At 68.6% G+C, this 13961-nt stretch carries 13 protein-coding genes; 5 read left to right on the forward strand and 8 right to left on the reverse strand.

The genetic code is table 11. The annotated features are described in order from the left end of the window. Nucleotides 1–218 precede the first annotated feature (218 nt). From AB0M24_RS15475 to AB0M24_RS15490, 4 genes are read right to left on the reverse strand one after another with little or no spacing between them, the layout of a single operon-like run. Complete coding sequence (locus AB0M24_RS15475; RefSeq protein WP_363766735.1) at nt 219–812, reverse strand: hypothetical protein; 594 nt, start codon at nt 810–812, stop codon at nt 219–221. A gap of 26 nt (nt 813–838) precedes the next feature. Then, entirely contained in the window at nt 839–1561 is a 723-nt protein-coding gene (locus AB0M24_RS15480) for a hypothetical protein (protein WP_363766738.1), read from the reverse strand. Nucleotides 1562–1576: 15 nt separating this feature from the next. Further along, nucleotides 1577–1918, reverse strand: coding sequence for a hypothetical protein (locus AB0M24_RS15485; RefSeq protein WP_363766740.1), 342 nt, complete (start codon nt 1916–1918; stop codon nt 1577–1579). After that, nucleotides 1911–2561, reverse strand: a complete 651-nt coding sequence (locus AB0M24_RS15490; protein WP_363766743.1) for a hypothetical protein — start codon at nt 2559–2561, stop codon at nt 1911–1913. The genes AB0M24_RS15485 and AB0M24_RS15490 overlap by 8 nt, the downstream gene beginning before the upstream one ends. Nucleotides 2562–2882: 321 nt before the next feature. On the opposite strand from AB0M24_RS15490, the gene AB0M24_RS15495 reads away from it, so the two are divergent. The 5 genes from AB0M24_RS15495 to AB0M24_RS15515 all read left to right on the forward strand — a co-directional run bounded on the left by AB0M24_RS15495 (nt 2883) and on the right by AB0M24_RS15515 (nt 9165). After that, nucleotides 2883–3494: a hypothetical protein gene (locus AB0M24_RS15495; RefSeq protein ID WP_363766746.1), complete on the forward strand. Its 612-nt coding sequence runs from the start codon at nt 2883–2885 to the stop codon at nt 3492–3494. Between the two features lie 117 nt (nt 3495–3611). Continuing rightward, nucleotides 3612–4931 carry a cytosine permease gene (locus AB0M24_RS15500; RefSeq protein WP_363766749.1) on the forward strand — a complete coding sequence of 440 codons (1320 nt, stop codon included), beginning with the start codon at nt 3612–3614 and terminating at the stop codon, nt 4929–4931. Nucleotides 4932–4947: 16 nt separating this feature from the next. Next, nucleotides 4948–6504, forward strand: coding sequence for a hydantoinase/oxoprolinase family protein (locus AB0M24_RS15505; RefSeq protein WP_363766752.1), 1557 nt, complete (start codon nt 4948–4950; stop codon nt 6502–6504). A 67-nt stretch (nt 6505–6571) separates the two neighbouring features. Further along, on the forward strand, nt 6572–7633 hold the full coding sequence (locus tag AB0M24_RS15510; protein ID WP_363766755.1) for a DUF917 domain-containing protein: 1062 nt from the start codon (nt 6572–6574) through the stop codon (nt 7631–7633). Continuing rightward, complete coding sequence (locus AB0M24_RS15515) at nt 7630–9165, forward strand: helix-turn-helix domain-containing protein (RefSeq protein WP_363766757.1); 1536 nt, start codon at nt 7630–7632, stop codon at nt 9163–9165. The genes AB0M24_RS15510 and AB0M24_RS15515 overlap by 4 nt, the downstream gene beginning before the upstream one ends. Here the strand turns inward: AB0M24_RS15515 and AB0M24_RS15520 are convergent. The 4 genes from AB0M24_RS15520 to AB0M24_RS15535 form a co-directional block, all read right to left on the reverse strand. After that, nucleotides 9092–11278 carry an AAA family ATPase gene (locus tag AB0M24_RS15520; protein ID WP_363766760.1) on the reverse strand — a complete coding sequence of 729 codons (2187 nt, stop codon included), beginning with the start codon at nt 11276–11278 and terminating at the stop codon, nt 9092–9094. The genes AB0M24_RS15515 and AB0M24_RS15520 overlap by 74 nt on opposite strands. Before the next feature lie 44 nt (nt 11279–11322). Further along, nucleotides 11323–12108 (reverse strand): histidine kinase, encoded by a 786-nt coding sequence (locus AB0M24_RS15525; protein ID WP_363766763.1) that lies wholly within the window; start codon nt 12106–12108, stop codon nt 11323–11325. Between the two features lie 111 nt (nt 12109–12219). Further along, nucleotides 12220–12897: a class I SAM-dependent methyltransferase gene (locus AB0M24_RS15530; protein WP_363766766.1), complete on the reverse strand. Its 678-nt coding sequence runs from the start codon at nt 12895–12897 to the stop codon at nt 12220–12222. A gap of 35 nt (nt 12898–12932) precedes the next feature. After that, complete coding sequence (locus AB0M24_RS15535; protein ID WP_363766769.1) at nt 12933–13889, reverse strand: hypothetical protein; 957 nt, start codon at nt 13887–13889, stop codon at nt 12933–12935. Between the last annotated feature and the right edge of the window lie 72 nt (nt 13890–13961).

Here is a 13961-nt window from a genome sequence, read left to right on the forward strand (position 1 = left end):
GTGGCTGGCGTCCGCCGCTCGACACCGTGACGTCGTTCCACCAGCGAACCGCGCACCTCTGCGACGCCCGATTCCGTTGCCACTGACCGCGTTCGTGCAGGCGCTGCTCCTGTGTCGTGTGTGTGGAGGCTGACCCGTTGGCCACGTCGGTCGAAGCAGTTGCCGGTCGGCGTGTCGATTCTGTTGACGGCGCTCTGCCGCGCCGCGTCAGCCGATGATCATCGCGGCTGGACGGCGGCGTAGAACTGTTTCACCAGCTCCCGCACAGGTCCGTGGCACTGCTCGTTGTCACCGGCGCTGGGCGTTTTGCGATTGCTGCTGCTCGCGCTCACCACGGCGTTCTCGTCGAGGATCTCCAGGGTGCAGCCGTTGCTGTCGTCGCTCTTCCAGCGGGCGTCCGAGCCGAGGCTCACGCCGCTGTCCTTGTCGCGTGTCGGACCGCGGTCGAGGAACTCCTTCTTGGCGCGTTCCGCTCCACTGTGGACGCCGGTGATGTCATCGGTCGTTTCCCAGTACTGGAGGCGGAGGACGACGAGCGTGTCGTCGGACCGGAACGGGCAGATCCGGAGGGACCACTTGGGGCCTTCCTGTCTGTCCTCCGGAAGCGGGGGAGGTAGATCGCCGGTCAGTTGCTGCCGGACTTCGGTGCAGCCCTTCCAGCCGGAGGTGGAGTACTTGACCGGCGGGGGAGGTGGCGTGGTCGATGTCGAGCTGGAACCGGACGTGGGCGTCTGGATCGGCTCGGCACCGCAGCCGCTGACGAGCGCCGTCGCCATGCTGATGTGCAGGATCCAGGTGAGGCGAGGTCGCATGATCTCTTCTTGTAGTGGGTGTGAACTCAGCCGGCGACTGCCTGCGGCCACTGGTTCTTCGGGAGCTTCACGTCGCTCATCATGCTCATGATGTCGCGCACCTTGCTGAGGGTCTCCACGAACCGCTTGGCGATGCCGACCAGGTTGTCCAGCGCCTGAGTGACGAGGGTTCCGATGGCGCCGGCGAGGTCCTTCACCGCGAACGGGATCTCGACGACCGTTGCCGCCTCGATCGCGGCGGTGACAAGCGCGCCGACGAAGCTGGTCGCCATCCGGGAGAGCTCGGTCATGTACTCGACGTTGTACTTGGCGATGTCCATCAGCCACTTGCTGACGCCGTCCGCCTTCGCCGCGTAGACGGCGATCGCGTCGTTCTGCGCCGTCACCTTGTCCTGGTACTTCTGGCTGGCCTCACCAGTCCAGTGATAGGCGAGGTCGGTCTTCTCCTGAACGAGGCCGGTCACCGGGGCCTGGACGTCCTCGATCCACTTGAAGGACTGCACGATGAGCGACACGACCGGAAAGTGGTGTGCCACGGCGGTCCTGATCAACCGAATCAGCTTCTCCACGCCATCGCGGATCTTGTCGATGGCGGGGCCGATGACGATCATCGCCGGACCGAGCACGAACCGCCAGTCGCTGATGTGGTGGACAGCCGCGTTGAACCTGTCGCCGCACTCCTGAGCCTTGTCCGCCAGCCCGACGAACCCGCGATCGAACTGGCCTTTCATCTCGTCGGATCCAGGCATCGGGGCCATCAACTCCTAGACGCTGTAGAACTTCTTGAGATCGATCTCGTTGACGCTCTCGGTGCGGTCGTACTCGTCGGCGATCTTGCGCAGGGTGCCGTCGATCTGGTTGAACTCGGTGACCGCGCCCTGGATGACCTTCTCCATGAAGGCGCGGAACTCTTCGTACTGGGCGGCCTCGATCTGGGCGTTGGCGATTCCAGCGGCCAGAGTCGTCAGATCGCCCACGAAGAACGCGGAGGCCGACAGGTAGGCCTGGTTAACCGCCTGCACGATCGGCTCGGTCTGGTCCGCCTTCTCCTGCCAGAGCTTGGCTTCGTCCCTCAGTTCGCTGGTGACGGTCTTGAAGTCAGCCACGTCCGTCCCTCCTGCCCAGCACCTTGAACTCGTCGAAGTACTCGTCGTCCGCGTCGTCGGCGCCGCCCTGTGGTCGCGCCGGTCGCGCCGACGGACGTCGTGGTTGCTCCGGATCGACCCCGAAGCCCGCGCGGACGAACATCTGCAGGGCTTCCTCGGCCAGGACGGTGTCGGACGGGTTGTCCAGTGCTTGAGGATCGCCGTGGATTGCGATCGGCCCGCCGTCGCGCACGTGCATCGTGAGATAGCCGTGTGGGCTGCGTACCTCGGACGCGTCCGCACGCGGGGCCTGTTGCCGGCGACGGATCGCGTCGTACTCCGCGTCGATGGCGTCGAGCCGGGACCTGGTCCTCGCCAGGAACTCCTCGAGCGAGAGGTCGGCAGGGTCCGCGGACGGCTCGACTGGCGCAGGCCGGCCGGCGGGGCTTTCGGATTCGGGGGATTGGCGAGTGGACTCCACGGCGAGCGCACGCTGAACCGCGGTGATGTACGTGTTGTAGAGCGCAGCCGGGAATGCCTCTGGCCTCAGCTGCTCGTACCACCGGGGACGGATTTGAACGTTCGTCACCATCTGGAACCTGTCCACGGTGACGGTGATGAGCCCGGCCGGATCACGGGCCTCGTACGTTTCAGCAGGCTGCAACTGAACGCCACCTGGACGAGTGAGTTCGTCAAAACGAGCTCGCGTCCGCGGATCGTCAGGCACGTCCAGGCTCGTCAGCTCGATGTGCTCAAGCTGCACGCCGCCTCCCCTCGGATTTCAGCTGGACCTCGTGAGGCCCGAGCCGACCGTAGCGCCATTCCGAGGAACAGGTGCGACTCAGAGCGACCAATCACTCACATTCAGTGAAATCTCGCCGCGATGATCACGATGGGGTGATCCGCGTGGTGGCGTGGATCAACGAAGGCGTGGGGTTGGGCCGATCGGGCTAACCTGCCGCGCGTGCGGACCAGGCTCACACCCATGCAGCAGGCGGTGGTGGATGCCGGGCGTCCGTTGCCGCAGCTGACGGATCCGCTCGAGGTCGAGTTGCAGGTCAGTGCGTTCGTGGGGCCTTTTGCGGACAACGAGGCGTTGTGGGAGGCCGTTGTCCAGCACCTCAGGGAGGTGCCGAGCAGAAGAAGCGCGGCACTGTTGACGGCACTCGGGCATCTGCTGCCGGGGAGGCCGGGGCAGTGGGCCCAACAAGCGGCCGACGAGCAGGCCGAGCCGCCGTGGGATCTGAAAACACTGCGGTTCGGGGAGTGCTGGATCGGGGACCGGTCGATCGACGCCGGATATCTGGCACTGCTGTGCAGTTATGCGTACGGGGACGATCAGCACGCCATGGTTTTCATGATCGATGAAATCAGTGGCAGCCTCACGCGGCACGCGTTCATCACGCGGAGAGTGCAGGAGGCGCTGGAGAGGCTCAAGCAGCAGGTGCGGTTGGAGTTGATCTCCGCGGAGGCTGCTCACTGGCTGCTGAGCCGCAGTTATGACCGGTTTGAGCGGCGGCCTGGGCTTGGGGTGAGCGTTGATGTGCACCAGACGCGGCTGGTGGCGCGGCGCAGAATCAAACTGGCGATGAATTGACCCAGCCTGTGCGAATCGCAACGTGATGATTCGTCCGACAGTGCACATTGTCTGTAGCTCGATGGTGAGACGGCGATTACTGTCCGGGTTGTCGATCACAGGGCGGAGGGACGAGTTGTGGCCGCTCTTCTCGGGCATGACGACCAGGCCCTCAGCCGTGTCCCTGACCAGGCGCGGCACCCGTGGTTGTCGGTCGCGACCCAGCGCTTCGGGCAGACGACCGCGCTGAGCCAGTTGCTGCTGGGCGCGACACTCGGGTTCGGCATGTCGTTCTGGGACGCGTTCGCGGCGCTCACGATCGGGGTGGTGCTGCTCAACGCCATCGCCATCACCGTCGGCATCATCGGCCAGAAGGAAGGCCTGTCCACGGCGATCCTCACGCGGTGGACAGGGTTCGGGCACGCCGGGAGCGCGATGCTCGGGCTGATCATCGCGCTGAGCTGCACCGGGTGGTTCGGGGTGCAGACCGGGCTGGCGGGCGCGACGCTGGCCGGGGTCACCGGGACGTTGCCGGCGCCGGTGTGGTCGCTGATCTTCGGCATCGCGGTCACGGTCATTGCGGCCTATGGGGTGCGGTGGATGGCGTGGACGGCCTATGTGGCAGTGCCGGCGTTCCTCTTGCTGCTCGTGTGGCTCGTGCTGACGAACGTCGACGACATTCCCAAGGCGCTCACCAGCGAGGCACCGGGGACGCCCATCGGCATGGTCACCGCGGTGACGCTGGTGACGGGGAGCTTCATCGTCGGGGCCGCGATCGCGCCGGACATGACGCGCTTCAACCGCAACGAGTGGGACGTGGCCAAGCAGACCATCCTCGGCATCACGCTCGGGGAGTGGGTGATCAGCCTGGTCGGGGTGGTTCTCGCGCACGGGCTGGGCACCACGGACATCATGGGCGTCATCAGCGGGTCCAGCGGCTGGATCGGGGCGCTCATCGTCGTCACGGCCGTGCTGAAGATCAACGACTGGAACCTCTACTCGGCGTCGCTCGGTCTGGTGAACTTCTTCGACGCCGTGTTCGCGGTGCGGATCAGCCGGGCGCAGGTGACGGTCATCGTCGGGTGCGCGGGGAGCTTTCTCGCGGCCGCCGGGATCGTGCACCAGTTCAGCCACTTCCTGGTGTTGCTGGGTGTGGTGTTCCCGCCCGTCACCGGGATCATGATCGCCGAGTACTACGTGGTGCGGCGGTGGCGCAACGAGATCATCTCGACTCGCCCCCACGTGCCGAGATCGGCTCCGAGCTGGGTGCCAGCCACGGTGGTCATCTGGCCTGCCGCCGCGATCCTCGGTGAGCTGCTGCCGTTCGGGCAGTCCAGTGTGAACTCCCTCGTGCTCGCGTTCGCCCTCTACGTCTCAGCCGGCAGGTTGGATCTCCTGCGCATGAGGACGAGAAGAGCCACCAACCGTAAGGTGGTCGGGGAAGCGTCAGCCGCCTGAGGGGTGGTTCTGCGAGATGCACATCGGGATCGACGTCGGCGGCACGAACACCGATGCCGTCCTCGTCGAGGGAAGGCGTGTCCTCGCCGAGTGCAAGAAGACGACCACGGCGGACGTGACCACCGGGATCATCGAAGCCGTCAACGGTCTGCAAACGGCCCACGAGTTCGAACCGGCGGCGGTCAAGGCCGTCATGATCGGCACGACGCACTTCGTCAACGCCGTCGTCGAGGGCAGAGGGCTCGCGCAGACGGCGGCGGTGCGGCTCGGACTTCCCGCCACCAAAGCACTTCCTCCGTTCGTCGACTGGCCGCAGCGGCTGCGTCAGGTCATCGGCGGGCACGGATACCTGTGCCACGGCGGCCACGAGTACGACGGCAGGGTGATCTCGCCGCTCGACGAGGACGAGCTGCGCCGGGTCGCGGTGGACATCGCGGAGAAGGGTGTGCGGTCGGTCGCGATCTCGTCGGTGTTCTCGTTGGTCAACGGCGACTTCGAACGCCAGGCCGCGGAGATCCTCACGGCCGAGGTGCCGCATCTGCTCGTCAGCTTCTCCCACGAGATCGGGCGGCTCGGGCTGCTGGAGCGGGAGAACGCGACGATCATCAACGCCGCGCTCAGAGAACTGGCGGAGCAGATCGCCGACGGGCTCACGGAATCCCTGACGGCACAAGGCATCGACGCGCCGCTGTTCCTGAGCCAGAACGACGGCACGTTGATGGACCTGGAGTACGCGCGCTGCTACCCGGTCGCCACGTTCTCCTCCGGTCCCACGAACTCCATGCGCGGCGGGGCTTTCCTGTCCGGACTGGACGAGTGCGCGGTGATCGACGTCGGCGGCACCACGACCGACGTCGGCATGCTGCACAACGGTTTCCCGCGCGAGGCGGCGTCCGAGGTGATGATCAGCGGCGTGCGCACGAACTTCCGGATGCCCGACGTGCTGAGCATCGGCCTGGGCGGTGGAAGCGTTGTGCGGGAAGAGAAAGACGGCCTCGCCATAGGTCCGGACAGCGTCGGCTACAAGCTGGCTCAGCAGGCTCTCGTGTTCGGCGGCGACACGCTCACCGCCACGGACATCGCGGTCGCGGCGGGCCTGGCCGACATCGGCGATCCGGCCAGAGTCAAACACCTCGACCGCACTCTCGTGAACGAGGTGCTCGACCACGTCTGCGAGCAGATCGCCACGCAGGTCGACCGCATGCGCACGAGCCCGGCGCCGCTGCCCGTCGTGCTGGTCGGCGGCGGCAGCGTGCTGGTGCCGGACGAGGTCGAGGGCGTCAGCGGCATCATCAGGCCGGAGCACCACGCGTTCGCCAACGCCATCGGCGCCGCGATCGCGCAGGTCGGCGGCGAGGTCGACCGGGTCTTCACGATCGACCCGAACCGGCGGGACGAGGTGCTCGACTCGGCGCGGCAGGAGGCCGTCGACAAGGCCGTGGCGGCGGGCGCGAGGGCTGACAGCGTGCGGATCGTCGAGGTGGAGGAGATTCCGCTGGCGTATCTGCCGGGCAACGCGAGCCGGGTGAGGGCGAGAGCCGTCGGCGATCTCGTGCTGGAGGACGCCCGCTGAGGGGCCGCTGGACGCGCCAGCACCAAGAACTACTCGCACGAGCGCCGACGGCACTATGGTCACGCGCATGCACCTGCTCCAGCCCGACGAGGTGGACCGGCTCGCCCTGGGCGTGGTCATGCTCGGCAGTGGCGGCGGTGGTGGTGAGCACGAGACGCACGCGTTCGCGGCGATGCTCCGGCACGAAATGCGACAAAGCGGACCTGTCACCGTGCTGTCGCCAGAGGAGGCCGATCCGGACGGGTACGGCGCGCGGGTCGGGCTGATCGGCGCGCCGACCGTGATGATCGAGAAGCTGCCGTCGGGCCAGGAGGCGGAAGACGCCCTGAAAGCGTTGCAGGCGCACGATTCCACGGAAGCCACGGCGGTGGTGGGCTGGGAGGTCGGCGGGTGCAACGGGTTGTTGCCGCTGATCCTCGCGGCACGGCTGGGGCTGCCGTACGTCGATGTGGACGGCATGGGGAGAGCGTTCCCACGGATCGACCAGACGACCTACGACGCGGCCGGGCTGCCCACGACTCCGTTGGCCATCACGGAACCCAGCGGAAATCGGGCGGTGCTCGACGCGACCGGCATCGAGAAGCTCGCGCGCACGGTGATGGTCGACTTCGGCGGCTGGGCGATGATGGTCGCGAAGCCGCTCAAACTCGCGGACGCGCTCAAAGCAGGCATAACGGGCTCGCTCGCCAGGGCGTTGGAGCTCGGCGAGATCTGGTCCCAGCAAACGCTTTCCGTCGACGAACGCGCGAAGGCGTCCGGCGGGTTCCTCGTGGCACGGGGAAAAGTCGTCGAGGTGTGGCGTGAGTCCGTTGGGGACTTTCCTCGCGGAACGGTGGCGCTGCGCCGCCTGGACGCCGGCGATGCGTATGTGCGCCTGGAGATGCAGGGTGAGTACCTCGTCGCGCTCGCGGACGGCGAACCGCTCGTGACGACCCCTGATCTGCTGTGCTGCCTCGACGCGGAGTCGGGCAAACCGGTGTCGACCGAGCGTCTGCGGTTCGGTGCGATCGTGGACGTGGTAGCGCTCCCATCGCCACCCCAATGGGTGCGGGAGGAGATGCTCGGCAGGGTCGATCCGCGCGCGTTCGGCTACGACCTCGACTACCTGCCGTTCCGGGACGTCTCGTGATCGACGACGCCGACTCGCTGACCGTGCGCGATCTGCTGGAGATCGGCGTGCTCGGCGACGCGTGCCTGCTGGCGGGCGAACGCGGTGTCGACACCGAGGTCGGGGACGTGCGGCTGGCGGCGGACATGACGGCGGTCGAGGCGTGCTCTGCGGGCGACCTGGTGATCCTGACCGGGCACCAGCCGTACCTCGTCGAGGTGGCGCTGCGCAGGGCCTACAGCGCCGGCGTGCGCGCCGTCGTGGTGGTGCGCCCGTCCACCGGCACCTACCAACCTCCTTCCACCGCAACGATTTCCTTCGCCAACCGGCTCGGCGTGCCGTTGCTGCAGACCAAGGCCGAGGACCCGCTGCTGGTCGCCGACTCGTTGCGCACGGCCGTCCGCCGCCCCGAGATCGCCGCGGCGAGGCTGCTCAACGCCGTCACCGCACGGCTGGGCCGCAGCAGGCCGGACCCGCGCTCGGTCATCACGATCCTGTCCGGCGAGCTGCACGTGACGTGCGCGGTGATGAGCGCGGACGGCACGGCGATCGAGGGCGTCTCACCGCCGGGCCTGCCGGAGGACCTGCTGGTCGGCTCGGTCGCCACGACCGTCGAGATGCCCGAGGGCGTCGCGGTGGCCGTCCCGGTGGAGACGGACCGAACCGGGCACGTGCACCTGTGGCTCGTCGCGCACACCCGCGGCCGCAACAAGCGTTGGGCGGAGACGGTCCAGCAGATCAGCCAGGTCGCGTCCTGGGCTCTCGGCAACTGGGTCGCCGCCGAACGCCTCGAAACCGAGCGCAGGGCCCGCTCCCGCGGCTCGCTGCTGTCCGAGCTGCTCGCCGCGGGCGACGACGTGCCGCCGCAGCTGGTGCAGCAGGCCGTCCTCGCCGGATGGCGCCTCGACGGCTGGCACACCGGCATCTACGCGACGCCGAACCCGCCGTCACCCGGCATGTTCGACGCCGCCCACACCGAACGGCTGCGCGTCGAGCTCTCCCGCCGCGGCCTGCACGGCCAGCTGGTCGAGGGCTCGGAGGGCTGGTCGTTCTGGCTCACCAACGACTCCGAGCCGCCGCAGTCGCAACACCGCGAGCTGACCGCGAAACTCGCCCAGGCGCTCGGCCCGTGCACGCTCGTCGCCGGCGTCGGACGGCCGCATCCCGGCGCTTCCGGCGTGGGGCGGACGCTCGCCGAGGCACGGGAGGCGGCCGCGATGACCGGCACCGCCAAGGTCGTGCACATCGACGAGCTGGGCGTGCGGCGGCTGTTGTCGATGGCCGCGGAGACGCCGGCGTTGGTGGAGCAGGCGACGAGGCTGCTGGAACCGTTGGCGGGCGTGGAGGACGGGCAGCTGCTGCGCACACTCGCGATCTACCTGGACGAGGAGTCGGTGACGTCCACGGCGGCGGCGCGGCTGCGGGTGCACCGCAACACGGTGGCGCAGCGGATCAACCGGGCCGAGCAGCTTCTGGGCGTCAGTCTGCTGAATCCGGACGAGCGGCTGGCAGTTCACCTTGCCTGCCGGGCGGTCCGGGCTTCGGACGAGTGAGCGTCCGCTGCGCGAGGTGGGTCTGCAGCGTGCGGTGCAGAAACCAGTGCCCGTCGAGCCGGTACCGGGTGATGACCCTGTCCTCGGTGTGCGTGAGGAACGACTCGACGTCGAGCGGCAGCACACCGTCGATCACCACGTCCCGGAGCGCCGACCTGTGGCTCCACCACCCCTGCAGTGAGCGCGCGAACCCGCTCAGCCAGATACCGGCCACCATGGCGATCGTGAGGTGCAGCATCGCCGGGCGCAGCGGTTCGGCCACCGCGAGGCTGAGCAACGGTGCCGTCGCCATGGGTGTCAGCGCCACCAGGCCGGCCGTCAGGCGCACCGCCAGGGTGCGTCGGGCCGCGTCGCCTGCCCGGCGTCGCGTGCTGCTGCGGCGGCGGTAGGGCAGCGCCAGCACCGCGGCCGTGAGGCCCGCCGCCGCGCCGGGGAGCAGGCCGAGCAGGAGGCCGTGGAAGCCGTCCATCCACTTGAGGTTCCCGCCGACGGTGCCGACGGCCATCCCGGCCGCCAGGCAGGGCAGCACCACCTTCGGCGCCACGTTCCTCGCATCGTCCCAGTCCAGGCTCCACCGCACGGACACACCGCCGGTGTGCGCCAGGTCCGCCCGGAAGTACGTCCATCCGCTCAACACCAGGACAGCAGTGCTGAGCACCGCGATGACGGGACCCGCGGCCAGCCACGCCAGGCCGCTCACGACCACCCCGAAGCACGCGGCGAACACCTGGTACTTCCTGACCAGTTTCTGGGCGGCCCAGTGATAACCCCTGAGCCACGACAGGTCCAGGTCGTCGGGGTCGAAGCGGTCGCGGCCGACCGTCTCCATCAGCAGCGCCAGTCCGTGGGCGTACTTCAGCGACTGCTCGGGGGTGAACGGAACCTTGCTGGTCAGTCCCCGTTGGCGGGCCAGCGTGATGTCGAGGTACGCCGACCAAAGGTGGTCCAGCCGGTGCGCGAGCAGCTCGCGCACCATGGCCTCGTCCACCTGCTTCCCCCGGTACGCGAGCACCGCCACGGTGAGCGTCAGCGGGATGCGCAGCAGCTGCGCCAGCGCCGGGCTGTGCCGGCACGCGGCCCGCAACGACACCAGCTCGTCACCGGCGTCGGCCAGATAGGCGTCCACCTCCTGCGGGGACAGCGGCATGATCTCGGCCGCGGCGCCGAACGCGAGCTTGCGACCCAGCTCGAAGTACTCGACGGTCCGGCAGCACACCACCATGCCCACGTGGAGGTGCGAACGCAGCAACGACAACGTCTCGACGCATCGCCTGCGGTGGCTGGGATCACGGATCTCGTCGAGACCGTCGAGCAGCAGCACGACCGGGCTGCGGTCGGCCCGCAGCCAGCGCTCCACCCGCCTCGCCGGTACCTGGTACAGGCGGCTGATCTCGTCCGAGATCCAGCCCACCGCTGTGTCGATGGTGAGCTCGATCTGCGCGCGCTTGGCCTCCTCCAGCCGTTTCTCGCGCATCTCGTTGTCTTCTTCGCTCTCCTCCTCGCGAGAGACCCGCAGGTGCAGGCCGGCCAGCTTGTAGGGGTCGACCGTCCAGCTGCTGCCGGTCAGCGACACCATCACCGGCACCGGGCCGGCGGGGTCGTTGAGCAGGTGCTCGGCGAGGCGCAGCAGCTGGGTCGTCTTGCCCGCGCCGGGAGCGCCGAGCACCAGCAACCGGCGTGCGGTGCGGGGATCGAGGAAGATGTCGATGATCCCGGACGGCAGGTCCGAGGTGCCGATCACGCGCAACGGGCTGGTGATCGCGTCGCGGCGTTCCTCGAAGCCGAGCTTCGCGGGCACGATCCGTTCCAGTGAGCGCGCCAGGAACTCGTCGATCCACACGACCTTCATGCGGGTGCGCACGTCGTCGAGGTAGCCGTCGGAGTCGCGGTCGAACGGCCGGTCGGGCACGGGTTCCGCGTGCTTCCGCTGCCACGTCAGGGCTCCGGCGAGGAGGGTGACCAGCGCGAGGACGCCGAGAGCCAGGCCGGTGTGCTGCTTCATCCACGCCTGGCCCGGCAACGGGTCGTCGGCCACCCAGTCGCCCAGCGGCGCGAAGTAGGCCGTCGCGACCGCGGTCACGACGATCGTGAGCAGCCAGCTGCGTCTGCCCATCTCCCCACCTCCGCCGCTGTGTCGCACGGCGGGGGCCAAACGTTTCAGCGCGTGGGCACGAACGCCGGGAGGATCGCGTCGACCTCGAAGCCGCCGTCGTCCGTCGGACCCGCGGTGAGGGTGCCGCCGACCATTTCCACGCGGCCGCGCAACCCCGACAGGCCGGAGCCCGGTCGTGCCGCCGTGTCCGGTGTGGACGGTGGGGCGGTGTTGCGGATGACGGCGCGGACGGTGCTCGGTCCACAGTGGATGGTGATCTCGGTGTGGGCGCCGGGGGCGTGCTTGTGCACGTTGGTCAGGGATTCCTGGACCACGCGGTACATCGTGCGGCGGACGGCGGGCGAGATGATGTCGGCGTCGCCGTGTTCGGTGAGGGTGACTTCGAGGCCGGTGGCGGCGGAGTCGGCGACCAGGTTGGCGAGGCGGTCGGGCAGCACGTCCGGGATGCGGGCGGCGCGGCCGGAGCGCAGGACGCCCACCAGGTCGCGCAGTTCCGCCAACGCCTGGCAGCCCGCCGTGCGCAGTTCCTCGGCGGCTTTGCGGACGTCGTCGTCCTTGGCCGCGACTTTCAACGCCCCGGCGTGCAGGACCATGAGGTTCAGGCGGTGGGTGACGACGTCGTGCATCTCGGCGGCGAGCCTGGTGCGTTCGTCGGCACGGGCCTGCTCGGTGCGCAGGTCCGCCTCGGCTCGCTCGGCGCGCCGCACGAGCCTGCGGTTGACCAGGTAGAGGGCGGCCAGGCCGGCGAGCAGCAGGAAAGCGATTACCGCAGCCCAGAGGCCCGGTGCTGCCTCGGGCAGCGCCGGAGCGAGGTGGCCTGCCCGCTTCACGCGGGTGACGATACTGCCGAGTAGGGGGCCCGGATCACCTACGGGAGCAGGGCGTGGACCCTACTTTCGCAGGTGGCGACGCCCGGTGATTCCGCCTGCCGGACACCGTTGTCATGCCTTGCGGAACAGCGCGGTCCACAGGAACGACTTGCCGAAAGCCGGCGAGTCCGGTGGCACCTCGTGCATCCGGCGCAGCTCGACCTCGGCGAGGTCCTGGAAGATCCCTCGCAGGTCGTCCGGGTCGTAGCCCACGCCGCCGTTCAGGTTCGCCTGCGCGTACAGCTCGAGGTCGGGTGCGGCCGTGCCCTCCTCGGCGGTGAAACAGGTCAGCGCGAAGTGGCCGCCCGGTACCAGGCAGCGTTCGAGCAGGGCGAGGTAGCTGATCCGGCGGTGTGGCGCCAGGTGGTGGAAGCAGCCGGAGTCGTAGATCAGGTCGTACGAACCCTCAGCCGAGAACGCGTCGCCATGACGGAACCGGACGAGGTCGCCGCCGCGTTCCACCGCCCATGCGATGGCCGTCGCGGAGATGTCCACGGCGTCGACCTGGAACCCCTCGCGCGCCAGGTAGATCGCGTTGCGGCCCGGTCCGCAGCCGACGTCGAGGACGCGGCCCGGGGTGACCAGGCCGCGCTCGACGTAGCTCACCAGGTTCTCGTCCGGCTTGGCGACGAAGAACGGCACAGGGCGCTCGCGGTCGGCGTAGAAGGAGTCCCACCAGTCGGCTTTCCGAGCGAAAAGACCGTCCAGCAACGTCAACAGGTCATCAGCCGTCCGCACACCGCGCCGCACGTCAAACCCCCAGGTGGACAGGGGTTCAGTCTACCTCAGAGGCCGCCTTCGGAGAGGCGTTTGCGGTACCCGCGAGCACCTTCCGAGCCGACGTTCTCGTGGAAGTCGATGCCGCTCGGGTTGGTCTGGACGTGGTAGTAGACCGCGCCCCACAGGCTGCCCGCGACCGAGTCGTCGAAGTGGACGAGGTTCCCGTACTTGTAGCCCTTCTCGTACGGGGTGAGCCTGGTCGTCCTGATCGAGTACTCGGTCGCGATCACCGGCTTGCCCGGCCACTTGGAGGCGCAGCGCGACAGGGTTTCCGCGTACGTCAGCTCGTTCCAGTCGCCCTGGCGGGTGAAGCTGCCGTCGTCGGGGTTGCTGTAGAAGTGCACGCCCACGAAGTCGCACTTCTTGATGGCGTTGACGAAGTTCGGGTTGCCGTACCACGTGTCGGGGTTGGTGCCCTTGTTCGGCGACAGCGCGGTGCCGCAGATCTTGGCTCCGGGGAAGGTCTCCCGGATGCGGTCGATCGTGACGCCGAGGTTGTAGCCGTAGACCCACGGGTCGGCGACGCGGATGTTCGGCTCGTTGCCGAGCTCGATGATGCACTTGGCGGCGCCCGAGCGGAGGTTCTTGTACTCGAAGAAACGCGAGTCGCGGATCTCGGCGACCGCGCGGTTCGGGTCGATGACGTTGTCGGTGTCGCCGGTGGTGGTGCGGACGATGAGGAAGTCCGTTGCGCCACAAGCGGTCCAGACGTGGTCCCGGTAGTTCGCCCACGGACCCGGTCCCGGCGTGCCCCAGCCGGTGACGACCTTCGCGAGGTTCGCCGACTGGTTGTTGATCGCGTCGATCCACGTCTGGTAGCCGTCGGTCAGCAACGGGCCGTGCGCCCGGTAGTGCGGCACCGCCAGCGCCTGGCCCGGCAGCGCCGCCAGGCCCGTCGCCGCGAGGGCGCCCGCCGCCAGCCTGCCCATCGCTCGGCGGCTGTACTGCTTCTCGCCGGCCATCGCCGGTCTCCCTTCGTCGAGGAACGCCGTCAGGCAACAGCGCCGGGGTATGAGGCCCGGTATGTGAGCGGT

It is taken from the genome of Lentzea sp. NPDC051838 (assembly GCF_040681245.1).
GTDB lineage: Bacteria > Actinomycetota > Actinomycetes > Mycobacteriales > Pseudonocardiaceae > Lentzea.